Source organism: Nocardia sp. alder85J (assembly GCF_020176955.2).
In the GTDB taxonomy this organism is placed as follows: domain Bacteria; phylum Actinomycetota; class Actinomycetes; order Mycobacteriales; family Mycobacteriaceae; genus Nocardia.
Window position 1 is genome coordinate 279,076 of sequence record NZ_JAIUCZ020000010.1, and the last position, 22,646, is coordinate 301,721.

The 22,646-nt window shown below is 70.5% G+C and carries 19 protein-coding genes and 1 tRNA gene; 11 read left to right on the top strand and 9 right to left on the bottom strand.

From position 1 onward, the window contains the following. Positions 1-3: 3 nt before the first annotated feature. Entirely contained in the window at positions 4-315 is a 312-nt protein-coding gene (locus LBW94_RS33700) for a hypothetical protein (RefSeq protein ID WP_225062571.1), read from the bottom strand. A gap of 19 nt (positions 316-334) precedes the next feature. Further along, a complete protein-coding gene (locus tag LBW94_RS33705; protein ID WP_266272782.1) occupies positions 335-1,729 on the bottom strand; it encodes an MFS transporter in 1,395 nt (464 codons plus the stop codon). 146 nt (positions 1,730-1,875) lie between these two features. Here LBW94_RS33705 and LBW94_RS33710 point away from each other — a divergent pair, with 146 nt between their 5' ends. Beyond that, positions 1,876-2,703, top strand: a complete 828-nt coding sequence (locus LBW94_RS33710; RefSeq protein ID WP_225061416.1) for an alpha/beta fold hydrolase — start codon at positions 1,876-1,878, stop codon at positions 2,701-2,703. Positions 2,704-2,899: 196 nt separating this feature from the next. Here the strand turns inward: LBW94_RS33710 and LBW94_RS33715 are convergent, their stop codons facing one another. Together LBW94_RS33715 and LBW94_RS33720 are read right to left on the bottom strand one after the other, a co-directional pair. Beyond that, entirely contained in the window at positions 2,900-4,345 is a 1,446-nt protein-coding gene (locus LBW94_RS33715; protein ID WP_225061417.1) for a benzoate/H(+) symporter BenE family transporter, read from the bottom strand. An 85-nt stretch (positions 4,346-4,430) separates the two neighbouring features. Further along, positions 4,431-4,937 carry an Lrp/AsnC family transcriptional regulator gene (locus LBW94_RS33720; RefSeq protein ID WP_225061418.1) on the bottom strand — a complete coding sequence of 169 codons (507 nt, stop codon included), beginning with the start codon at positions 4,935-4,937 and terminating at the stop codon, positions 4,431-4,433. 215 nt (positions 4,938-5,152) lie between these two features. Between LBW94_RS33720 and pdhA the strand changes: the two genes are divergently transcribed. The 3 genes from pdhA (at position 5,153) to LBW94_RS33735 (ending at position 8,639) form a co-directional block, all read left to right on the top strand. Beyond that, complete coding sequence (pdhA, locus tag LBW94_RS33725; RefSeq protein ID WP_225061419.1) at positions 5,153-6,232, top strand: pyruvate dehydrogenase (acetyl-transferring) E1 component subunit alpha; 1,080 nt, start codon at positions 5,153-5,155, stop codon at positions 6,230-6,232. Next, a complete protein-coding gene (locus LBW94_RS33730; RefSeq protein ID WP_225061420.1) occupies positions 6,229-7,206 on the top strand; it encodes an alpha-ketoacid dehydrogenase subunit beta in 978 nt (325 codons plus the stop codon). The genes pdhA and LBW94_RS33730 overlap by 4 nt, the downstream gene beginning before the upstream one ends. Positions 7,207-7,268: 62 nt before the next feature. Continuing rightward, entirely contained in the window at positions 7,269-8,639 is a 1,371-nt protein-coding gene (locus LBW94_RS33735) for a dihydrolipoamide acetyltransferase family protein (RefSeq protein WP_225061421.1), read from the top strand. Here LBW94_RS33735 and LBW94_RS33740 read toward each other — a convergent pair. Continuing rightward, entirely contained in the window at positions 8,636-9,082 is a 447-nt protein-coding gene (locus LBW94_RS33740) for an acyl-CoA thioesterase (RefSeq protein WP_225061422.1), read from the bottom strand. The two genes, LBW94_RS33735 and LBW94_RS33740, sit on opposite strands and share 4 nt — an antisense overlap. A 114-nt stretch (positions 9,083-9,196) precedes the next feature. Between LBW94_RS33740 and LBW94_RS33745 the strand changes: the two genes are divergently transcribed. After that, positions 9,197-12,523 carry a methylmalonyl-CoA mutase family protein gene (locus LBW94_RS33745; RefSeq protein ID WP_225061423.1) on the top strand — a complete coding sequence of 1,109 codons (3,327 nt, stop codon included), beginning with the start codon at positions 9,197-9,199 and terminating at the stop codon, positions 12,521-12,523. 133 nt (positions 12,524-12,656) lie between these two features. After that, positions 12,657-13,742, top strand: coding sequence for an amidohydrolase family protein (locus tag LBW94_RS33750; RefSeq protein ID WP_225061424.1), 1,086 nt, complete (start codon positions 12,657-12,659; stop codon positions 13,740-13,742). A gap of 199 nt (positions 13,743-13,941) precedes the next feature. Here LBW94_RS33750 and LBW94_RS33755 read toward each other — a convergent pair whose 3' ends face one another. Genes LBW94_RS33755 through LBW94_RS33765 form a run of 3 tightly spaced genes read right to left on the bottom strand, consistent with a single transcriptional unit; the run spans position 13,942 to position 18,333 of the window. After that, positions 13,942-14,715: a helical backbone metal receptor gene (locus LBW94_RS33755; protein ID WP_416277000.1), complete on the bottom strand. Its 774-nt coding sequence runs from the start codon at positions 14,713-14,715 to the stop codon at positions 13,942-13,944. Then, on the bottom strand, positions 14,712-15,482 hold the full coding sequence (locus LBW94_RS33760; RefSeq protein ID WP_225061425.1) for an SWIM zinc finger family protein: 771 nt from the start codon (positions 15,480-15,482) through the stop codon (positions 14,712-14,714). Before LBW94_RS33760 ends, LBW94_RS33755 begins: the two co-directional genes overlap by 4 nt. A gap of 31 nt (positions 15,483-15,513) precedes the next feature. Then, on the bottom strand, positions 15,514-18,333 hold the full coding sequence (locus LBW94_RS33765; RefSeq protein WP_225061426.1) for a DEAD/DEAH box helicase: 2,820 nt from the start codon (positions 18,331-18,333) through the stop codon (positions 15,514-15,516). Between the two features lie 297 nt (positions 18,334-18,630). On the opposite strand from LBW94_RS33765, the gene LBW94_RS33770 reads away from it, so the two are divergent. From LBW94_RS33770 to LBW94_RS33785, 4 genes are all read left to right on the top strand, one after another. After that, the gene (locus LBW94_RS33770) at positions 18,631-18,993 is read left to right on the top strand and encodes a hypothetical protein (protein WP_225061427.1); all 363 of its coding nucleotides are present in this window, start codon (positions 18,631-18,633) and stop codon (positions 18,991-18,993) included. A gap of 134 nt (positions 18,994-19,127) precedes the next feature. Continuing rightward, on the top strand, positions 19,128-19,799 hold the full coding sequence (locus LBW94_RS33775) for an HNH endonuclease family protein (protein WP_416277005.1): 672 nt from the start codon (positions 19,128-19,130) through the stop codon (positions 19,797-19,799). Positions 19,800-19,970: 171 nt separating this feature from the next. Continuing rightward, positions 19,971-21,074, top strand: coding sequence for an enoyl-CoA hydratase/isomerase family protein (locus tag LBW94_RS33780; RefSeq protein ID WP_225061428.1), 1,104 nt, complete (start codon positions 19,971-19,973; stop codon positions 21,072-21,074). Next, positions 21,071-21,847, top strand: a complete 777-nt coding sequence (locus LBW94_RS33785; RefSeq protein ID WP_225061429.1) for an enoyl-CoA hydratase — start codon at positions 21,071-21,073, stop codon at positions 21,845-21,847. The genes LBW94_RS33780 and LBW94_RS33785 overlap by 4 nt, the downstream gene beginning before the upstream one ends. A 28-nt stretch (positions 21,848-21,875) precedes the next feature. On the opposite strand, the gene LBW94_RS33790 is transcribed toward LBW94_RS33785, so the two are convergent. Then, positions 21,876-21,946, bottom strand: a tRNA-Cys gene (locus tag LBW94_RS33790). A gap of 81 nt (positions 21,947-22,027) precedes the next feature. Between LBW94_RS33790 and LBW94_RS33795 the strand changes: the two genes are divergently transcribed. Beyond that, on the top strand, positions 22,028-22,564 hold the full coding sequence (locus LBW94_RS33795; RefSeq protein WP_225061430.1) for a MarR family winged helix-turn-helix transcriptional regulator: 537 nt from the start codon (positions 22,028-22,030) through the stop codon (positions 22,562-22,564). The last annotated feature ends 82 nt before the right edge of the window (positions 22,565-22,646 follow it).

Genomic DNA, 22,646 nt, shown 5'->3' on the forward strand with positions numbered 1-22,646 from the left:
CGGTCAGCGTCTGCGCGGCTCCCGGGCCTCCACGGCGAGCTTCGCCTCCCGTAGCGAGGCCCGGGGGTACAGCTCGCGGTACCGCTTGATCGCCACGATCTTCTTGCCCTGGGCCAGCAGTTGGTCCACCTCGGCCAGGCCGAAGCCCGCGGTGTCGACCGGCAGCGGCCGGGGCGGGCGGTAGCCGGCATCGGTGCTCTCCGCGTCGATCTCGGCCGGGCCGGGGGCGTCGGTGAGGCCGAGATGGGCGATGATCGCGTCCAGTTTGCGTTCGATGCGATCGAGTCTGCGGTCCAACCGCTCGTCGGCGAACATGTTCCGACTGTAACCGCGCTCAGGCCGGTGTCGCGACCATACAGGCGAACCAGGCGCACAACAGGATCGTCACCAGCGGAAAGATCAGCGCGGCGGTCAGCGAGGTGAACTTCGCCAGCCACCCGATCGCCGACGGCCCGACGAGGAAACCCAGATAGCCCAGGGTGAACACGTGCGACATGTCGGTGGTCGCCGTCTCGGTGCCGAGATTGCCCGCGGCGCTGAAGATCTGCGGCACGCCACCGGCCAGGCCCACGCCCAGCAGCGCCCAGCCGGCCAAGGTCACCGGCACCCAGGCCGATCCGACGATCAACGCCAGCCCGGCCGCCGCCAGCAGCGCTCCCCAGCGCACCAGCGCGACCCGCCCGAACTGTCCGTTGATCCGATCCGCCGCGAACCGCCCGATGGTCATGGTGGTCGAGAACGCGCCGAAGGCCAGCGCCGCGGTGGCGTCGGCGACGTGCAGCCGCTCGTGCACCTGGAGGGCGCTCCAATCGTTGGCCACCCCTTCGGTCATCAGGAATGCGAACGCGATCGCCCCGAGCGCCACCACCCGGCGGACATCCCGTCGCCGCCCCGGTACGCCGTCCCCGGCGCCGTCGGCCGATACGCCACTGCCGGAAGCGGTTGCCCCCCACTCGGTGTCGTGGACCCGGCCCCGGCGGACCCGGCTGTGCACCGCGTCGTGATCGGTGCCGTGGTCCGGGACACCGTCGCGGTCGGGCATCGCACCGCTCGCGGCACGCAGGTCGTATGCGTTGCCGAGGTCGGTCGCGGATTCGGCCACCGTGGTCGCGGCGGTGTCGGCTTCGGGCCGGGCCGCGTCGGTGGCCTGCCGCCGGTCGGGCGGGAGCAGTCGCGGGATACAACCCGTGATGAGCACCAGGCCCAGGGCGGCGGCGAACGTGACGGTCACGCGCGGGTCCAGCCCGGCGTGCAGTGCGGCCGAACCGGCGAGCGAGCCGACCAGCCCGCCGCAGGAGAACAGTGCGTGGAACGCGGACATGATCGGCCGTCCGTAGCGCCGTTCCACCTGTACCGCTTGGCTGTTCATCGACACGTCCAGGGCGCCGTTGCCGAATCCCAAGGCCGCCAGCGCGATCGCCAGTGACGCGGGGCCCGTGGCATTGATCGGCCCCAGCACCACGAAGGATACGAAGACGCCGGCGGCCGCGACCATGGTCCGGCTGCCGACGCGGTCGGCCACCGGCCCGGCGGCCTGCATGCCGAGGATGCCGCCGCCGGCCATCAGCAGGATGAGCATGCCGAGGGTGGCGTGCGAGACTCCGGTGCGCGCGGTGATGGCGGGGATGTGCACCACCCACATGGACATCGTGAAGCCGTTGAGGCAGAACACCGTGAAGACGGCGGCACGCGCGAACCGGGTGGCGGGGGCGACCGTCGACGTGTCCACCGATTCGACGGTACCGCCTTCCGCAGTGTCACCATCGGGACAAGCACCGGTTGTCGATATGGCAAACATGCAGCTACCTTGAACGGGCAGCCCGGATCGGCGATTCGGGACCTCGCTCGGCAACCGCACAGAAGGAGGCTCTCCCGATGCCTGTGTGTACCACGCGCGACGGAGTGGACATCTACTACAAGGACTGGGGCTCCGGGCGCCCGGTCGTGTTCATCCACGGCTGGCCCCTGAGCGCCGATGCCTGGGACGACCAGATGAAGGCGGTCGCCGACTCGGGCTTCCGTGGCATCGCCCACGACCGGCGTGGTCACGGCCGTTCCGCGCAGCCCTGGAACGGGTACGACTTCGACACCTTCGCCGACGATCTGAACGATCTGATGACCCAGCTGGACCTGCACGACGTGACGCTGGTCGCGCATTCCATGGGCGGCGGTGAACTGGCCCGCTACATCGGCCGGCACGGCACCGCGCGGGTCCGCTCCGCGGTGCTGCTGGCCGCGGTGACGCCGAAGATGCTGAAGGGTGCCGACAATCCGGCGGGTGTGCCCGAGGACGCCTTGATGCAGATCAAGAACGGCATCCTCACCGAGCGGTCGCAGTACTGGCACGATGCGTCCGAAGCATTCTTCGGCGCGAATCGGCGCGGCTCCAGGGCAACCCAGGGCAACCGGGATGCCTTCTGGTTCATGGCGATGCACGAATCGATCGAGGCCGGGGTCAAGTGCGTGGATGCCTTCGGCTACGACGATTTCACCGCCGACCTGAAGAAATTCGACATCCCGACGCTGATCGTGCACGGCGACGACGACCAGATCGTGCCGATCGACGCCACCGCCCGGCAGGCGGCGAAGCTGATCCGCGACGCGAATCTGATCGTCTACGAGGGCGCTTCGCACGGCCTGGCCATGGTGCCCGGCGACAAGGAGCGCTTCAACAAGGATCTGACCACCTTCCTGGGGGTCTGATCCCGGGCCGTCCGGATCGCTGGGCGACCGGACCCGGCCGCACCGGCCACCGCGACTCCGCGGCGGTGGCCGGTGTGGCCTCACCGTCGGATGCCGGCCCGCTCTCCCTTCTGGGGGCCGATGCGGCCGGGGGTGCCGCTCCGTTTCCGTCGGCCGGTGCCCCCTCGCGCTCCGATGCCGATGCGCTTTCGGGCGTTCACGCCGCGGCGTGCCCGGATGTGCTCGGAGCCGATGTCGCGTCGTGTCCGACGGTTGCCACGGTCTCGCGCCGGGGCGCGAGCACCCAGCGGACCAGCAGCCCAGCGGCCAGTGCCCAGAAGGCCGCGCCGATACCCGCGACCGTGATCGCCGAGGCCGAGACGAGGAATGTCACCACGGCGGCGGTGCGATGCTCGGCGGGTGCCAGGGCCGAGGTGAGCGCGCTCGCCAGGGTGGCCAGGAGGGCAAGGCCCGCAACGCTTTCCAGCGCGCCCTTCGGCGCCGCGGCGACCAGTGTCACCAGTGCCGCGGTGGCGGGGGCGATGAGCAGATAGGTGCCGCCGGTGCCGAGCGCCGCGATCCACCGGCGGCGCGGGTCCGGATGCGCGGCGGGCGCGGCGGTGAGCGCGGCGCTGATCGCGGCGAGGTTCACCACATGGCCACCCGCGGCCGCGCCGACGATGGTGCCCAGCCCGGTGGTGGTCATCGCCGCCCGCCACGGCACCCGATAGCCGAAGGAGGCGAGCACCGCCGTGCCCGGGATGTTCTGCGCGGCCATGGTGACGATGTACAGCGGCACCGCGACGCCGATCACCGCCTGCCAGGTCCAGTGCGGTGCGGTCAGCACCAGTCGCGGTGTCATGGCGGCCACGTCCAGGTGGCGGTGCGTCACGGCCATATCGATGCCCGCGCCGATCGCCGCCGTCGCGAATGCCGCCAGCACCGCCCAGCGCGCGGCGAACCGCTGCAACAGCAGCCAGACCACCAGCACCGGCACCACCACCGCCGGGCTGACGGTCACCGCGCGCACCGGAGCGAGGCACAGCGGCACCAGCACTCCGGCCAGCATCGCCTGCGCGATCTCCACCGGGATCGCCGCGATCACTCTGCCCAGCCGCGACCAGAATCCGGTGAGCACGATCAGCACGCCGGTCACCACGAACGCGCCGATCGCCGCCGCCCAGCCCCCGGCCACCGCGCCGGTGCTCGCCAGCAGCGCCGCACCCGGCGTGGACCAGGCCAGCGTGATCGGTATCCGGAATCGCCAGGCCAGCAACAACATTCCGACGGCCTGGGTGACACACACCACCGCCAGCCCGGACGCCGCCTGCGCGGGCGTCGCCCCCATCTTGGTCAGCCCGGCCAGCACCACCGCGAACGAACTGGTGAACCCCACCAGCGCGGCCACCACCCCGGCCCCGATCGCATGCCCGGCCCGGCCCGGCGGCGTGCCACCCGCGGATCGCACCGGTGGCCCCGCTTCGGGAGAGAGGGCTGTGCCGGAACTCGCCCCGGGGGGCGCCACGGAATCCGTGGCGACTGTCCCGCCGGACGGCGGCGGCCCGATCGTGCCCGGCGGCGTGCCGAACTGCTCCGGTGCGCTGCCGGACGCGGCGCCGACGGGGGCGGCCTCGCGGGATTCGGCGTCGGCGGAAGTGGTCATCGTGTCATGGTCGACGACCGCCGCCGGTGCGGTCACCGGCCAATTGCTCGAAACTGGCCCGTTTTCGAAGGAAAGGGTGCGGGATTCAGCGGGCCGTGCCGTTGGCGGTGGCCAGCCGGGCCAGCAGGGGAGCGGTGCGCGGGCCCACGAACTGCTGCATCACCAGTGCCATGTTGGTGCGCTCCACGCCGTCGATCTCGAGGATGCGGCCCGCCACTCGATACAGGTCGTCCGCGTCCCGGGCCACCACCCGCACGGTGAGATCGGTCTGGCCGGTGAGCCCGCAGACCTCGATGACCTCGGGGACCCGGGCCAGCTCGGCGACCACCGCGGCCAATTTGTGCTGATCGGCGACGACCGAGACGAAGGCGGCCAGCGGATAGCCGAGCGCGCGCGGGTCGACCCGGCGTTCGAAACTCGCCAGCACCCCGGCGGATTCCCAGCGGGCCAGCCGCGCCTGCACGGTGTTGCGGGACAGCCCCAGCCTGGCGGCCAGTTCCACGCCGGTGGCGCGGGGATTGGCGACCAGCTCCAGCAGCAGTCGCGCATCTGTCGCGTCGACCACGGCCCCGACCTGTTCTGCACTGGACATGTTCCGCAGTATGACAGGGTCCGCACCCTCTTTGTCGAGCATTCTGCGCAGTTACGCGGTTGGTGCTTGCACAATCCGCTCAATGGGGGATGCTGTGTGGTGAAGGACACCATTGCACACCGCGACGGCCGGCGACCCCGGCCCGACCCGGAGGCGGCCGCTGCGTCACCCACGCGGGGCCCCGTGATCGCCCGGATGGGCGAGGAGGCGATGACATGACCGACCCGAGCGCTTATCCGGTGCAGTTGGTCCAGCCCGACGGGCAGCGCGTGCTCGATCGCGAGCACGCCGCGCTGGTGGCCGATGTCGGCCCGGAGCGGTTGCGGCAGTTGTACGAGGACATGGTGGTCGCCCGCCGCATCGATACCGAGGCGACGGCCCTGCAACGGCAGGGGCAGCTCGGGCTGTGGCCGCCGTTGCTGGGGCAGGAGGCCGCGCAGGTCGGGTCCGCGCACGCCCTGCACGCCGACGACTACGTGTTCTGTAGCTATCGCGAGGCCGCGGTGGCCTACTGCCGCGGCGTCGATCCGGCCTCGATCACCCGGATGTGGCGCGGCGTCGCGCACTCCTGCTGGGAGCCGGACGAGATCAACATGACCAATCCGGCGATCGTGGTCGGCGCGCAGGGACTGCACGCTACCGGATACGCCTACGCCGCCCATCTGGACGGCGCCGAGATCGCGGTGGTCGCCTACTTCGGCGACGGCGCCACCAGCCAGGGCGATATCGCCGAGGCGCTGGGTTTCGCGGCATCCTGGAGCGCGCCGGTGGTGTTCTTCTGCCAGAACAACCAGTGGGCGATCAGCGAGCCGGTGGGGGTGCAGAGTGCGACCCCGATCGCACGGCGGGCCTACGGATACGGCATGCCGGGGGTGCGGGTCGACGGCAACGACGCGCTGGGGGTGCTGGCGGTGACCCGGCAGGCGGTGGCGCGGGCGCGGGCCGGCGGCGGGCCGTCGTTCATCGAGGCGATCACCTACCGGATGGGCCCGCACACCACCGCCGACGATCCGGCCCGCTACCGCACGGCCGCGGAGCTGGAACTGTGGCGCCGCCGCGATCCGATCGACCGGATGCGCCGGCTGCTGGAGCGGGAACAGCTGTGGGACGGCGCTTTCGAGCGCCGGGTGCGGGACCGCTCGGACGCCGTGGGCGAGTTGGTGCGCAGCGCCACCATCGGCATGCCCGATCCCGCGCCGGCCGCGTTGTTCGACCACGTCTACGCGACACCGCATCCGCTGATCGACGAGGAACGGCGGCAGTACACCGCATACCTGGAGGGAGTCCGATCATGATGATCACCTTCGCCGCCGCTCTGAACACGGGCCTGCGCCGCGCCCTGGAAGACGATCCCAAGGTGGTGCTGCTCGGCGAGGACATCGGCCGGCTCGGCGGCGTCTTCCGGGTCACCGACACGCTCCAGAAGGATTTCGGCGACAACCGGGTGATCGACACCCCGCTGGCCGAATCCGGGATCATCGGAACGGCTTTCGGGATGGCGCTGCGCGGCTACCGGCCGGTCTGCGAGATCCAGTTCGACGGTTTCGTGTATCCGGCCTTCGACCAGATCGTCTCCCAGGTCGCGAAGATCCACTACCGCACCGGTGGCACGGTGTCCGCGCCGCTGACCGTGCGCATCCCGTTCGGCGGCGGAATCGGTGCGGTGGAACATCATTCGGAGTCGCCGGAGGCGTACTTCGCGCACACCGCCGGCCTGCGGGTGGTCTCGCCGAGCACCCCCGCCGACGCGTATCTGATGATGCGGCAGTCGATTTCGCTACCCGACCCGGTGATCTTCCTGGAACCGAAGCGGCGCTACTGGGACAAGGCCGAGGTCGACTTCGCGGCCCTGGACGCCGACCCGTTCCCGCTGCACCGGGCCCGGATCTGCCGCGCGGGCACGGACGCCACCGTGGTCGCCTACGGCGGCATGGTCCGCACGGCGCTGACCGCCGCGGAGATCGCCGCCGGCGAGGGGCACGATCTGGAGGTGATCGACCTGCGCAGCCTGTCGCCGGTCGACTTCGACACCGTGGAGAGTTCGGTGCGCCGCACCGGCCGGTTGATCGTCGCGCACGAGGCGCCGGTGTTCGCGGGGCTGGGTGCGGAGATCGCCGCCCGGATCACCGAGCGCTGTTTCTATCACTTGGAGGCCCCGGTCCTGCGCGTCGGTGGCTTCGACATCCCCTATCCCCCCGCTAAGCTCGAACGGCACCACCTGCCCGACCCCGACCGCATCCTCGACGCGGTCGATCGAACGTTTGCGTGACACCGTCCGACCGCCCGTTCAGACAGAGGTGCCCCTTGCCGAACGACTCGGAAAACCGTGTGGTGGAAGACCAGCGTCAGATCCAGGAGTTCCGGCTCCCGGATCTCGGTGAGGGCTTGGCCGATGCGGAACTGATCTCCTGGACCGTGGCCGTCGGCGACACCGTGACGCTGAATCAGACCATCGCCGAGGTCGAGACGGCGAAGGCGCAGGTGGCGCTGCCCAGCCCGTTCGCCGGCACAGTGGTGGAGCTGCTGGCCCGGCCCGGCGATACGGTCGCGGTCGGCGCGCCGCTGATCCGGGTGGCGGCGGACGGTCCGGCAGGCGCCGCCGCCGCGCCGCGGAGCGCCGAATCCGGCGGCGCCGCACCGGATTCCGGTGGCCGGCGAGCGGTACTGGTGGGCTACGGCCCGGAGGAGGAGACGGTTTCCCGCCGCGTCCGCCCGGTGGTGAGCGGGTCCGACGGCGCGGAGCTGCCCGCCTATCCGGAGTTCGCCTCGCGGCAGGCCGCCACCCCGGCGGCCCGGAAACTGGCCCGGGAACTCGACATCGATCTGGCATTCGTGACCGGCTCCGGTCCCGGCGGCGCGGTCACCGTGGAGGACGTGCGGCAGGCGGTCCCGGTGTCCCAGCCGTTGCACCGCCCCGAGGATCAGGACACCGGGTCGCGGCCCACGCCCGCGCCGCCGGCCATGCGGCCGGAGGACAGCCCGGCCCGCCCGGCCCCCGTCGAGCGGGAGACCAGGATTCCGATCAGCGGCGTCCGCAAGCGCACCGCCGCCGCGATGGTGACCAGCGCGCACACCATCCCGCAGGCCAGCGCCTTCGTGACCACCGATTTCACCGCCTCGATGGAACTGCTGGACCATCTGCGCAACACCGCCTCGTTCAGCGGTCTGTCGCTGACGCCGCTGGCCCTGGTGGCCAAGGCGACGCTGGCGGCGCTGGCCGAATTTCCGGGCATCAACTCGTTCTGGGACGAGGAGAACCGGGAGATCGTCACCAAGCACTATGTGAACCTGGGTATCGCGGTGGCCACCGACCGCGGACTGCTGGTGCCGACGGTCAAGGAGGCGCAGACCCTGACCCTGCGCGACCTCTGCCGCGACATCGGCTGGCTGGCCGAGACGGCCCGCTCCGGCGCCGCCGCCCCGGCGGATCTGCTCGGCGGCACCTTCACCATCAGCAACGTCGGCGTCTTCGGCGTGGATGTCGGTGTGCCACTGGTGAATCCGGGCGAGGGCGCGATCCTGTGCCTGGGCTCGATCCGGAAACGGCCGTGGGTGTACCGCGACGAGCCCGCGGTGCGCTGGGTCACCACCCTGGGCCTGAGCTTCGACCACCGGATGATCGACGGTGAACTGGGTTCCCGCTTCCTGTCGACCGTGGCGTCGCTGCTGGAGGACCCGCTGACCCTGCTGGGCCGGGTCTAGTCCTGCGGCCGGAGCGCAGCGGAGGCCAGGACTTCGGCGGCCTGCCGGATCACGGCCGGGATCTCGATCGGCTTGCGGGTCGTCTCGTCGACGTAGACGTGCACGAAGGTGCCGGTGGCGGCGTGCTCCAGGCGGTCGCCGTCCACTCGGAAGATGGCCAGGTCGTAGGTGATGCTGGAGCGGCCCAGCCGGGCGATGCGCAGGCCGACGCGGAGGTCGTCGGGGAAGCTCAGCGAGCCCAGGAACCGGCAGGAGGTTTCGGCGACCACGCCGATGGCGGGCAGGTCGCGGATGTCGGTGCCGGTCGCGTGCATCAGCCAGGCGTTCACCGCGGTGTCGAAGTACGAGTAGTACGTCACGTTGTTGACGTGGCCGTAGTGGTCGTTGTCGGCCCACCGGGTGGGGACCGGCCAGAGCACCGGGTAGTCGTCCTGGGTCGTCACCAGGCTGACAATAGCCGCCCGTCGTGGGGCCGCATTGCGTGCCGCGGCGGACAGCGCTAGATTTAGTTTGACGTCCTACTATTGGGATTGCAATCGATGCGCGGTGGAGGAAATATGGCCGACCTGCATGTACCGGTGCATCCGGTGCGCTTCGTCACCTCGGCGGCGCTGTTCGACGGGCACGACGCGGCGATCAACATCATGCGGCGGATCCTCCAGGCGCAGGGCGCCGAGGTGATCCACCTCGGGCACAACCGTGCCGTGCACGAGGTGGTCGACGCGGTGCTCACCGAGGATGTGCAGGGCGTGGCGGTCAGCTCCTATCAGGGCGGGCACGTCGAGTACTTCGAATATCTGGCGGCGGCGCTGCGCGAGGCCGGGGCCGGGCACGTGCGGATCTTCGGTGGTGGTGGCGGCGTCATCGTGCCGGAGGAGATCGCGCGCCTGAACGCCGCGGGGGTGCGGATCTTCTCCCCGGAAGACGGTCAGCGGCTCGGCCTGCCCGGCATGATCAACGAGCTGATCCGGGACTGCGACGTGGACCTGGCGCAGCGTCCGGCGCCGGTGGCGGCGACGCTGGCCGGGGAGCACACCGCGCTGGCCCGCACGCTCACCTGCTTGCAACAGGACACCCTGCCGGCCGAGGATCTGGCCGCGCTCACCACCGCCGCGGCCGCCCGGACGGTGCCGGTGCTCGGCATCACCGGCACCGGCGGCTCGGGTAAGTCCTCGCTGACCGACGAGCTCATCCGGCGGCTGCGCACCGACCAGCAGGACAAGCTGCGGGTTGCGGTGCTCGCGGTGGATCCCACCCGCCGGCGCGGCGGCGGCGCGCTGCTCGGCGACCGGATCCGGATGAACGCGCTGGACGGCGACCACATCTACTTCCGCTCGCTGGCCACCCGCGGCGCGCACGAACTGCCCGCCAATATCGACGCGATGATCCTGGCCTGCAAGGCCGCCGGATACGACCTGGTGATCCTGGAGACCCCGGGCATCGGCCAGGGCGACGCGGCCATCGTCGACCACGTCGACGTCGCGCTGTACGTGATGACCCCCGAATTCGGCGCCGCCTCCCAGCTCGAGAAGATCGACATGCTGGATTACGCGGACGTGGTGGCGATCAACAAGTTCGAGCGGCGCGGGGCCGCGGACGCGCTGCGGGACGTGTCGCGGCAGATGATCCGCAACCGGGAGGCGTTCGCGTCCCGGCCGGAGGACATGCCGGTGTTCGGGACCAGTGCCGCGACCTTCAACGACGACGGCGTCACCGCGCTGTATCAGCATCTGATCGACCTGCTCGGCGAGCGCGGACTGTCGCGGGAACCGGGTGCGCTGCCGCGCGTCGAGGTCCGGGCCTCCACCCGGTTCGCGCAGCTCATCCCGCCCGCGCGGGTGCGCTATCTGGCGGAGATCGCCGATGCGGTGCGCGGCTATCACGCCGACACCGCGCGGCAGGTGGTCGCCGCGCAACGGGTGCAGCGGTTCGAGACGGTGCTGGCGGAGCTCGGTGGCGCCGATTCCGCCGGTGCGGCACCGGCTTTCGGTGCGGTGACGGCGGCGCTGCCCGGGACCACCACTGCGGGGCCGCGGGCTGTTACCGCCGCGGCGCTGCCCGGTGCCGCGGAGGCGGCGGCCGCGGTGTCCACGCTGCTGGCGGCGGCCCGCACCGAGCTGACGCCCGGCAACGCGGCTCTGGTCGAGAACTGGCCCGCGGTGGCCGAGTCGTATCGCGGCGAGGAGCAGGTGGTGCGGGTGCGCGATCGCGAGATCCGGACCGCGCTGCGCCGGGTCACGTTGTCCGGCAACTCGATTCCGCGGGTGGCGCTGCCGCGTTACACCGATCACGGTGAGTTGCTGCGCTTCCTGCGCGCGGAGAATCTGCCGGGCCTGTTCCCGTTCACCGCCGGGGTGTTCCCGTTCAAGCGGGACAACGAGGATCCCGCGCGGATGTTCGCCGGTGAGGGCGATCCGTTCCGCACCAACCGGCGGTTCCGGGTGCTGTCGGAGCACGCCGAGGCGAAACGCCTGTCCACGGCCTTCGATTCGGTGACCCTGTACGGCCACGATCCGGCCGAGCGGCCCGACATCTACGGCAAGGTCGGCACCTCCGGGGTGTCGGTGGCCTCGCTGGACGACATGAAGGCCCTCTACGACGGTTTCGACCTGTCCGCACCCACCACGTCGGTGTCGATGACCATCAACGGTCCGGCGCCCACCGTGCTCGCCTTCTTCCTCAACACCGCGATCGACCAAGCGCTGCAACGGTTCTCCGAGACCGAGGGGCGCGAGCCGAGCCCGGACGAGGCGGCCGCGCTGCGCGCGCGGACCCTGTCGACCGTGCGCGGCACCGTGCAGGCCGACATCCTCAAGGAGGATCAGGGCCAGAACACCTGCATCTTCTCCACCGAATTCAGCCTGCGGATGATGGCCGACATCCAGGAATGGTTCGTGCGCAACGGGGTTCGGAACTTCTACTCGGTGTCGATCTCCGGCTATCACATCGCCGAGGCCGGGGCGAACCCGATCAGCCAGCTGGCCTTCACGCTCGCCAACGGATTCACCTATGTGGAGGCGTATCTGGCGCGCGGTATGCACATCGACGATTTCGCGCCCAACCTGTCGTTCTTCTTCTCCAACGGGATGGATCCGGAGTATTCGGTGATCGGCCGGGTGGCGCGGCGGATCTGGGCGATCACCATGCGCGACAAGTACGGCGCCGACGACCGTTCGCAGAAGCTCAAGTACCACATCCAGACCTCGGGCCGGTCGCTGCACGCACAGGAGATGAGCTTCAACGACATTCGCACCACGTTGCAGGCGCTGATCGCGATCTACGACAACTGCAACAGCCTGCACACCAACGCCTACGACGAGGCGGTCACCACGCCGACCGAGGAATCGGTGCGCCGGGCCCTGGCCATCCAGCTCATCATCAACAAGGAGTGGGGGCTCGCGGTCAACGAGAACCCGTTGCAGGGCAGCTTCGTGATCGAGGAGCTCACCGATCTGGTCGAGGAGGCCGTACTCCTGGAATTCGAGCGGATCTCCGAGCGCGGCGGTGTGCTGGGCGCGATGGAGACCGGCTATCAGCGCGGTCGCATCCAGGACGAGTCCATGCGGTACGAGCAGCGCAAACACGACGGCACGCTGCCGATCATCGGCGTCAACACCTTCCGCAACCCGCACGGTGAACAGCATCGGGAACTGGAGCTCGCGCGCGGCACCGAGGACGAGAAGCAGTCCCAGTTGCAGCGCACCCAGGACTTCCGGGACCGTCATCGCGAGGCGGCGCACGAGGCGCTGGCCCGGCTGGAGGCCGCGGCCCGCAGCGACGAGAACGTGTTCGAGGTGCTGATGGACGCGGCCCGGGTCTGCACGCTGCAACAGGTCACCGACGCCTTCTTCACCGTCGGCGGCCAGTATCGCCGCAACGTCTGAGCAACCCACCGCCGCGCGTACCGCTCGTACCCTGGAGGGTGGCGACCTCGCCATCGGCCCGAGCTGCGGCGATCGGCCACCGGGTCGTGTGACAATCGCCGCAGCGGACGGGTAGCCGGACGAAAGGGGCGGTATGGACCTCGCGGGAATCAGCGTCGTGGACGCCCACATCCACCAGTGGGATCCGCTCGGGACGCCGCGGGAGTTCAGCACCCCGGCGAAGCTGCTGCGCTACCTGCCGCTGCCGGTCGATTTCGCCGCGCGACTGACCCCGAAACGGGATCGGGAGTTCGTCGGCGACCCCACCGCGTACCTGCACCCCTACCTGCCCGCCGACTACCGCGCCGATGCCGGCGCGGTCCCGGTGGAGGCGCTGGTGCACATCGAGGTGGAATGGGCCGGGCGGGCGCCGGGGGCGAAGGCCGACGAGACCCGCTGGGTGGCGAGCCTGCCGTTCGGCGTCGACACGCCCGCGCTCGGGGCGATCATCGGCGGCGGCGACCCGACCCGTCCCGGCTTCGCGGACCTGGTCGATGCGCATCGGTCGGCGTCCCCGCTGGTCCGGGGGATCCGCACGATGGTCGCGCATCACCCGGACCCCGATGTGCGTTCGTTCGCGGCGGCGCCCGGCGTGCTGACCTCCTCGGGATTCCTCAACGGATTCGTGGTGCTGGCCGAACGCGGGCTGCACTTCGAGGCGTGGGTGTACTCGCATCAGCTGCCGGAGGTGACGGCGCTGGCGCAGCGATATCCCGAGGTCACGATCGTGTTGAACCATCTGGGCACCCCCGCGGGCATCTTCGGACCGGTGGGCCGCGCCACCGGATCCGGCCAGAACAGCCGGCACGAATTGTTCGCGCGCTGGCGCGAGGATCTCGCGGCGCTGGCGGCACAACCCAATGTGGTCGCGAAGGTCAGCGGCCTGGCCATGCCGGTCCTGGGCCACCTGGTCCCCGTCCGCGGCAACCCGACCCCGGTCGCGGCGCTGCTGGAACGGGTCGCGCCACTGCTGCACCACGCCTTCGACGTATTCGGCGCGCAGCGGCTGATCTGGGGTTCGAACTTCCCGGTGGACAAGCCGATCACCAGCATCGCCAACAGCGCGCAGGTGGTCGTGGACGTGCTCGCCGATCGCGGCGGCAGCGCCGTCGAACTGGATCAGGTGTTCCGCACCAACGCCCAGCAGGTGTATGCGATCGACGCGGACCTGCTGGCCTAGCCGAGGCTGCGGTGGCCACGTTGCGCCGGGCTTCGACGGCCGATCCCGGTCGAGTCGGCGGCTGCCGAGGCCGGACCCGCTTGGTGCGGAAATGTGTAGCGCACGACCGCGGTGCGGAGGCCGTTGCCCCGGTCACCTCCGGCGATGGCTGGGTAGCGGCGCGGTCGCTGCTCCGGGCCGAGGCCACGGTCGTTGCTCGTCAGCCGGGACTGCGGTGGAGTGCGTGGGACAGGTCGGCGCGGGCCGTCACCAGGGACGGGCCGTACCAGGTGAGCTGGCGGCCGGAGACCAGTGCCACGGGCAGGCCCGGAAATGCTTCCGGGCCATCGGTTTCGGTGAAGACGTAGGGTTCGTCCGGGAGGACGGCCAGGTCGATGCCGGTGGTCAGTTCGGTCTCGGTCAGGGTCGGGTAGCGGTCGGGGCGGTCGGCGTGTACGAGGTGCAGGCCGAGGCGGCGAGCCAGGTCGCCGGTGAAGGTGTCGCGGCCGACCACCATCCACGGGTTGCGCCAGATCGGGATGACCGCGCGCACAGCGGGTTCCGGTGGTGGTGCGGCCCAGGCGCGTTCGGCCTCGGCCAGCCAGGGCGGAGGGTCGGCCGCCAGTGCGGTGGTGAAGAGGTTCGCCAGGGCGGTGCAGGCTTCGTCCACGGTGGTGATCCTGGTGACCCACACCGGAATTCCCGCCGCGCGCAGCCGGTCGACGTCCAGGCGGCGGTTCTCCTCCTGATTGCACACCACCAGGTCCGGGGCCAGTTCCACGATGCGGCGCACGTTCGGGTTCTTGGTTCCGCGGACCCGCTCCACCGCGAGCTCGGGCGGGTGGGTGCACCAGTCGGTGGCGGCGATCAGCAGGCCCGGGCAGGTCGCGGCGATCGCCTCGGTCAGCGACGGGACCAGGGAGACCACCCGTCGCACCGGGCGCGGGATGGGCACCGCGGTGCCCAGATCGTCGATCGGGTGCGGCACGGTCACTGCTCCAGCGTGTGATAGATCGCGCGCAGGTCGCGCAGGCCCGCCTCCGCCGTGCGCTCGTCCTCGGCGGTCGCCCGCAGCGCCTGCCGCAGCGGGATCGGGTCGAGATCGTCGACGGCGGAACGGAATTCGGGGGCCGGCAGGGCGGGCAGGGTGGTGGTCTCACCGTAGAGGTCGTCGGAGACGGTCAGGCCGCCGTCGCGTTCCACCCCGCCGATCAGGGTGTCCAGGTCGAGGCCGCGCAGGGTGAGCATCACCGCCGGTTCCTCGTCCAGGCGCTCGGCGATGATGTAGCAGACGGCGGCCACATGTTTGCAGGGCCAGCCGGAATCCGGGCAGGTACAGGCGAAGTCGAGTTCGGCGGCGGTGCCGGGGAGCAGCAGCGGGCTCAGTTCGGGAGGCAGGGTGCCGGAGGCGAGCTGGGCGAGCATGCCGGGCGTGGCGCGCACCAGATTGATCACCTCGTCGAGGCGATCGTCGCGCAACTGCCGCAGGGTGAGCGCCGCGGTGAAGGGGCGGGGCTGGCTGCCCTGTACCTCCGCGGTGACGGCGCCGGGCTCCAGGTGGTAGCTGACCACCTGGCCCGCGCGCGCGTAGGCGCGGCCCCGGGTCAGCCGGCCCGCGTCGGCGACCTGTTCGATCGCGGTCAGGAAGGCGCGGCCCCACCAGCTGCGGGCGAATGCCGTACCGTGCCGGCTGCGCGACTTCACCCCACCACGGACCGGAATGCGCTTGCCGTACTTGCTGAAATCCTCGAACGGGCTCATGCCGCGCCTGCCTCCCCGGATGCCCGCTCGCTCATTCGCCGACCGCCTCCGAGCCCAGGGCGAACAGATTGCGGATCTCGTCGTTGTTCAGCTCGCCGATCCAGTTCTCGCCGGTGCCGACCGTCAGATTCGCCAATTCCTGTTTGCCGCCGAGCATGTCGTGAATCCGCTCCTCGACGGTGTCGACACACACCAGCTTGCGCACCTGGACGTCGCGGCGCTGCCCGATGCGGAAGGCGCGGTCGGTGGCCTGGTTCTCCACCGCCGGATTCCACCAGCGGTCCAGGTGCACCACATGATTGGCGGCGGTCAGGTTCAGGCCGGTGCCACCGGCCTTGAGCGACAACAACATCAGCGGCGGCCCGTCCTCCTCGTGCTGGAACTGCTCGACCATGGTGTCGCGGCCCCGCTTCGACACCCCACCGTGCAGGAACGGGATCCGGGTGCCGAATCGTTCGCTGAGATACGGCGTGATCAGCTCGCCGAACTCACGGAACTGGGTGAACAGCAGGGCCTTCTCGCCGTCGGCGAGTACCGATTCCAGCACGTCCTCCACCAGCGCCAGCTTGCCGGACCGGTGCTGCCCGCGGCGCAGCACCGAGGAGCCGTCGCCGAGGTAGTGAGCGGGATGGTTGCACACCTGCTTCAGCCGGGTGAGTGCGCCGAGCACCGTGCCCTTGCGCGAAATGCCCTCGCCCTTCGAGGTTTTCAGCTTCGCCACCATGTCGTCGACCACCGCCTGATACAGCGCGGCCTGCTCGACGGTGAGGTTGGCGCGGACCGGGATCTCGATCTTGTCGGGCAGGTCGGCGATCACCGCCGGATCGGTCTTCACCCGGCGCAGCACGAACGGGGCGGTGACGGTGCGCAACCGGGTGATGGCGTTCTCGTCGCGTTCGCGTTCGATCGGGATCGCGAAGCGGGCATGGAACTGCGAGGGCTTGCCCAGCAGCGACGGGGCCGCGAAATCCATGATGGACCGCAACTCCTCGAGCCGGTTCTCCACCGGAGTTCCGGTGAGCGCCAGGCGATGTCGCGCGGGAATCTCGCGGGCGGCGCGGGCCTGGCGGGTGGCGGCGTTCTTGATGTGCTGGGCCTCGTCGAGCGCCACCCGGCCCCAGGACTGCCGTTTCAGCGCCTCGACGTCGCGGGCCAGCAATGCGTAGGTGGTGATCACCAGATCGGAATCGGCCACGGCCGCATCGAATTCCGCGCCCACGCGGCGGCCGGCGCCATGATGCACCGTCACCCGCAGCTCGGGGGCGAAGCGCTGGGCCTCGCGCTGCCAGTTGCCCACCACCGACATCGGGCACACCAGCAGGGTCGGGCCGGGTGCGGCGCCGGCCTGTTCGCGCTCGTGGACCAGCAGCGCCAGCACCTGAACGGTCTTGCCGAGGCCCATGTCGTCGGCCAGGATGCCGCCGCAGCCCATCCGGCTCATGGTGGCCAGCCAGGTCAGCCCGCGTTCCTGATACGGGCGCAGCTGCGCGCGCAGTCCCGCCGGCGCCGGAACCGGCTCCACCACCCGGTTCGCGTCGAGCAGGGTCGCCACCCAGCCGGTGGCGCTGACCTCCTCCAGCGGCACCCGCTTCACCTCGGAGCCGGCCACCTCGGCCAGCAGCTGGGCCATCGTGCCCGTGGTGTCGGTGGTGCGGCCGCCGAGATAGGCGGCCGCGGCGGCGAGCACCTCGTGGTCGGCCTGCACCCATTCCCCGCGCAGCTGCACCAGATCCGATTTGGCCTGCACCAGCCGGGTCATCTCCGCGGGGGTCAGCACGGTGTCGCCGAGCGCCAGTTCCCAACGGTAGGAGACCAATCCGTCGAGGCCGACGGTGCTGTCGGTGGCGGCCGGGCTCTGCACCCGCAGCCGCATGCTCGGCGCCACGATCCGCCAGGCCCGGGGTAGCATGAGTTGTACTCCGGCGCTGCGTAATTCGTTTGCGCCGTGTGCGACCAGATCCTGTACGCCGGTGGTGGTGAGCAGGAAGTCGAGACCGCCGGGCGCGCGCGGCAGGTCGCGCAGCCGCGGGTACGCCTGGATCGCCGCCGTCACCCGGTCGCCCGCCAGGCGCAGCGCCGCCGGTTCGCCGATCGGTGGAACGGGTTGTGGCGCTTCGCCTTCCGCGCGCAGGCAGACCTCCAGCCGCCACAGCGTGTCGGCCTCGATGCCGGCATCGGGGCCCTCCTCGGGCTCCACCAGCCGCAGCACCAGTTCGGGCTCGCCGACGGTCAGGCTGGTCCGCCACTGCTCCAGTGCGGTGGACACCCGGTGCGAGCCCGATTCGACGGGCATGTCGGCGAGCAGCGCCGCCACCAGATCGTGGTCCGAGTGCGCCGGATGCGCCGCGGCGGCCAGCGCCAGCCGCACGATCGGATCGGTCAGCTCGGCGACCAGATCCTCCAGTACCGCCGCGGGCCGTCCGGCCACCCGCAGCGCGGGCGGGGTGGCCGCGACCAGTTCCGCCAGCCAGGCCCGCTGTCGCTGCCCGCCGACCAGCCGCCAGCGGGCCCACCACTCGCCGTCGGCCCGGGTCAGCTCCGGCACCACCCGGCCGCCGCGCGCCCAGCGCTGCACCCCTTGCGCGGCGTGCCCGAGGAAGCGCAGGTCGGCGGAGACCGCGGCGGGCGGCAGCCGCTGCAACAACACCTCCGCCGCCCGCGCCGGCGCCAGCGCGTGCGCCGGGACCACCGCCTCCACCGGCCCGTCCGGCCCCGCGTGCAGGACCCGCGCGCGGTGCCGGAAGCGCGCCGACGTCAGCACCTCACCGAGCGGGCCCGGTACCGCGGCGGCGGGATCGCCGTCGCGCCACAGCAGCAGGCCCGACCCCGGCGTCCACAACCCGTGCAGCATCCGCCCATCAAATCAGCCGGTACCGACATCTCCGCCACCGCCTGCCACCGGGCGAATGCGGGCCGGTGCGAATTACTCCGGCGCAATTCGATACCGGCCGCGAGCCACGAATCCGTCGCACCCCACCGCTGCCCCTTTATTTCCGGCTGCGCGCGGAACATACTGGGATATCCGCTGGTCACCGCACGAGCGACGGGCTCGCTCGTGTATTGCGACAACCCGCCGACCGGGTGTTCCCGGCGAGCCCGAATCCGCGGCGCAGCCGGCGTCGCGCAGAGCAGGGGAGGGCAGTGAATCATGACAATTCTGCTCCAGGTTCTCGAGCAGAGTTTCACGCCGACGACGTCGTGGGAGCGCCGAAAATTCACGTTCGTCGACACCTCGAAGATCGTCGGCATGCGCCTCGACGGGCAGTCCGGTGTGTGGCTGGATCTGTCCCGGCCGGGCGAATCACAACGACTGGCGCGGACGGCCGATCCGCATCAGGCGATCACCTTCCTGCTCAGCACGTTCGCGAAGATCGCCGAATGTGAGGAGCGGGGCGGTTCCTGGCTGATCGGCCACGACGGCGTGCACGTCGAATCGGTGCAGGCCATGCGCTACCCGCCGCAGGACGCGGAACTCCCCGCCGACGACCTGCTGGCCCGCGCCTGGCTGTAGCGACGCGCCCGGAACCCTGACACACCGGCGCGAGCGGAGTTGTCGGCCGCCCGGTGTAGAAGTGAGCCGTGCGATCGAGCAGGGGTGGATCGAGGGCCACGCGGGGACACCGTCCCCCGCTATCGCGTCGTGGCCTGGTCACGGCGGTCGTCGCCGTCCTGCTGGCCGGTTGCGCCCTACTCGCGGGTTGTGCGCGCACGCCGGCGACCCCCGCCCCCGGCAGCCCCACGCGGGCCCGGTTGGAGCAACTGCTCACCGAGGTGCGCGTGGTCGAGCACCGGACCCGCCCCGGCGGTTACGACCGTGGCTGCCTGGCCACGCAGGCGTGCGTCTTCGGCCCCGCGTGGTCCGACGGCCGGCACGACTGCGACGCCCGCAACCGGGTGCTCGGCGCCCAGCTGACGGCCGTCCGCTTCCGTCCCGGCAGCCGCGACTGCATCGTGCTCACCGGCACCCTGTCCGACCCGTACACCGGCCGCCGCATCCCCTTCGACCGCGCGCGGGCCCGCGCGGTCCAGATCGACCACGTCTACCCCCTGGCCGCCGCCTGGGATCTCGGCGCCGCGAATTGGTCACTGCCGCAACGCATCCGATTCGCCAACGACGTCGAGGTCAACCTGCTCGCCGTCGACGGCGGCAGCAACGAGGACAAGGGCGACCGCACCCCCGCCGACTGGCTCCCGCCCGCCCCCGCCTACCACTGCTTCTACGCCGGCAAATACCTCACCGCCGCCACCCGCTACGACCTCCCGCTCACCACCGCCGACCACACCGCACTCGCGGCCGTCGCCCGCCACTGCCCCTGACCTGCCGGAATCATCACCGCACCGGAGTTCCTGTGGCTGCTCCGGTCCTGTTCACGGGGCTATGGACTATCTCACAGCAGGCTGTGATGCATGGACATCCGACTATAGATTTATTCATTCAGTGAGAATGTGGCCGGGTGCAGCCTGCCCGCGGTAGGAAGAGGGTGGCCGATGACCGACGATGTGCTCATCGAGAAACAGGACGGGCTGGGGGTGATCACCCTCGCGCGGCCGCGGGCGATCAATGCGCTGAACCACGCGATGGTGCTGGCGATGCTGGCGGCATTGCGGGCGTGGGCCGATGATGGCGAGGTGCGGGCGGTCGTGCTGACCGGGGCGGGGGAGCGCGGGCTGTGTGCCGGTGGCGATCTCGTCGGCATGTACGCGGATGCCAAGGATCGGGTGGGTGGGCCCGATTCGCCGAGCGGGCAGTTCTGGCGGGACGAATACACGCTGAACGCGCTGATCGCCGCGTACCCGAAGCCGTATGTCGCGATCATGGACGGGCTGGTGCTCGGCGGTGGCGTGGGCGTGTCGGCGCACGGCAGTCATCGGGTGGTCACCGAGCGGTCGTCGGTCGGGATGCCGGAGACGGGGATCGGGTTCATCCCCGATGTGGGCGGCACGTATCTGTTGTCGCGGGCGCCCGGCGAAACGGGGACCCATCTGGGGCTGACCGCGGGCCGGATGTCCGCGGGCGATGCGATCGCGGCGGGGTTCGCCGACCATTACGTGCCGTCGGATCGGTTGCCGGCGCTGCTGGCGGCGTTGCGTGTCACCGAGGCGGATGTCGCGATCGCGAAATTCGCCGAGGCCGCACCGGAATCCGAACTGCTCGGGCAGCGTGACTGGATCGACGCCTGTTACGCCGCCGGCAGTGTCGAGGAGATCGTGGCCGCGTTGCGGGTGCATCCGGCGCCGCGGGCCGGGCAGGCCGCCGCGGACATCCTGGCCAAATCGCCGTCCGCGCTGAAGGTGACGCTGCGGGCGCTGCGCGAGGCGCGCGGCGACGCCGGACTGGCCGACGCCCTGAACCGGGAGTTCCGGGTCTCGGTCGCCGGGCTGCGCAGTCACGATCTCGGCGAGGGCATCCGGGCGCAGGTGATCGACAAGGATCGCTCGCCGCAGTGGTTGCCGCCGGACCTGGCCGACGTCAGCGCCGAACTGGTCGACTCCTATTTCATCCCGCTCGGCGATCGTGAACTGGGTCTGGTGGATTCGGGCGCCTCCGCTATCGTCACGAATGTCCGCACCCGATCGGAGGAGCAGTCGTGACCGATTTCGAGACCATCCTGCTGGAGCGCAAGGGCCGCGTCGCGCTCATCACGCTGAACCGGCCGAAGGCCCTGAACGCGCTGAACTCGCAGGTGCTCGTCGACATCACCGCCGCGCTCGACGAATTGGAGCCCGACGAGGGTATCGGCGCGGTCGTGCTGACCGGTTCGGAGAAGGCGTTCGCCGCCGGCGCCGACATCAAGGAGATGCAGTCCAAGTCGTACATGGACATGTTCCTGGCCGACCAGTTCGCGGGCTGGGACCGGTTCACCGCGTTCCGCAAGCCGATCATCGCGGCGGTCTCCGGCTTCGCCCTCGGCGGCGGCTGTGAACTGGCCATGATGTGCGACATCCTGATCGCCGCCGATACCGCGAAGTTCGGTCAGCCGGAGATCAAGCTCGGCATCATCCCGGGTATGGGCGGTTCGCAGCGGCTGACCCGGGCCGTCGGCAAGGCCAAGGCCATGGACCTGGTGCTGACCGGGCGCACGATGGACGCCACCGAGGCGGAGCGGGCCGGGCTGGTGGCCCGGATCGTCCCGGCCGCGGAACTGCTGGCCACCGCGCTCGAGGTGGCGGAGACCATCGCGTCGCTGTCGCTGCCCTCGGTGCTGGTCGCCAAGGAGGTGGTCAACCGCTCGTACGAGACCACCCTGTCCGAGGGGCTGCGTTTCGAGCGGCGGGTCTTCCATTCGCTGTTCGCGACCGAGGATCAGAAGGAAGGCATGGCGGCCTTCGTGGAGAAGCGCGCCGCGAACTTCGGCAATCGCTGAGGTCACGACGAGAAACGGTGCCGATCAGAGCGAGCGGCGGGATTCGAACCCACGTGAACGGATTTGCAATCCGGTACCTCACCACTCGGCCACGCCCGCATCGTCGTGATCATCATGCCGGAGGTCGTCGGCGATACCGAGGATTGCGGTCAGGATGATCGGAATCAATAGACTCGCCGTATGGCGACACCACGTCCACTTCCACTGGATCCGATCGGGGAGGCCCACCGGCAGTGGGACGCGCACGGCTGGGGTGACGTGGCCGACGGCATGGCGGCGGTCACCTCGCTGGTGCGCGCGCAGCAGATCGTGATGGCGCGAGTGGACGAGGCATTGCGCCCAACGGGCTTGACCTTCTCCCGATACGAGTTGCTCATGCTGCTGAGTTTCAGCCGTTCCGGCGCCCTGCCGATGGCGGTCGCCAGCGCGCGATTGCAGGTGCATCCGACAAGTGTGACGAACACCGTGGATCGGCTGGAAGCCGCGAACCTGGTGAAGCGCGTGCCACATCCGAGCGATCGCCGGGCAACGTTGATCGAGATCACCACCGCGGGAAGAGATCTGGTAGGCCGGGCGACCGCGGACCTGAACGACCGGGTTTTCGCCCGCCCCGGCCTGCCGCCGGATCGCCTGCGGCTGTTGCTCACGCTGCTGGCGGAATTCCGCCGTGCCGCGGGCGACTTCGACAGTGGCGACACACCGGCGCGATGGTCGTGACACGCCGCCGTTGATACCTGTCCGATAACTATTGAGCTTCCACCCAGCGACTTTCCCGCGACGCGCTTGGCATTGCGCCGCA

Bases quoted from the DNA above. Each gene is read 5' to 3' on its own strand.
- LBW94_RS33700 (WP_225062571.1), bottom strand. From the start codon at position 315: ATGTTCGCCGACGAGCGGTTGGACCGCAGACTCGATCGCATCGAACGC.
- LBW94_RS33710 (WP_225061416.1), top strand. From the start codon at position 1,876: ATGCCTGTGTGTACCACGCGCGACGGAGTGGACATCTACTACAAGGAC.
- LBW94_RS33715 (WP_225061417.1), bottom strand. From the start codon at position 4,345: ATGACCACTTCCGCCGACGCCGAATCCCGCGAGGCCGCCCCCGTCGGC.
- LBW94_RS33720 (WP_225061418.1), bottom strand. From the start codon at position 4,937: ATGTCCAGTGCAGAACAGGTCGGGGCCGTGGTCGACGCGACAGATGCG.
- pdhA (WP_225061419.1), top strand. From the start codon at position 5,153: ATGACCGACCCGAGCGCTTATCCGGTGCAGTTGGTCCAGCCCGACGGG.
- LBW94_RS33730 (WP_225061420.1), top strand. From the start codon at position 6,229: ATGATGATCACCTTCGCCGCCGCTCTGAACACGGGCCTGCGCCGCGCC.
- LBW94_RS33745 (WP_225061423.1), top strand. From the start codon at position 9,197: ATGGCCGACCTGCATGTACCGGTGCATCCGGTGCGCTTCGTCACCTCG.
- LBW94_RS33750 (WP_225061424.1), top strand. From the start codon at position 12,657: ATGGACCTCGCGGGAATCAGCGTCGTGGACGCCCACATCCACCAGTGG.
- LBW94_RS33760 (WP_225061425.1), bottom strand. From the start codon at position 15,482: ATGAGCCCGTTCGAGGATTTCAGCAAGTACGGCAAGCGCATTCCGGTC.
- LBW94_RS33765 (WP_225061426.1), bottom strand. From the start codon at position 18,333: ATGCTGCACGGGTTGTGGACGCCGGGGTCGGGCCTGCTGCTGTGGCGC.
- LBW94_RS33770 (WP_225061427.1), top strand. From the start codon at position 18,631: ATGACAATTCTGCTCCAGGTTCTCGAGCAGAGTTTCACGCCGACGACG.
- LBW94_RS33780 (WP_225061428.1), top strand. From the start codon at position 19,971: ATGACCGACGATGTGCTCATCGAGAAACAGGACGGGCTGGGGGTGATC.
- LBW94_RS33795 (WP_225061430.1), top strand. From the start codon at position 22,028: ATGGCGACACCACGTCCACTTCCACTGGATCCGATCGGGGAGGCCCAC.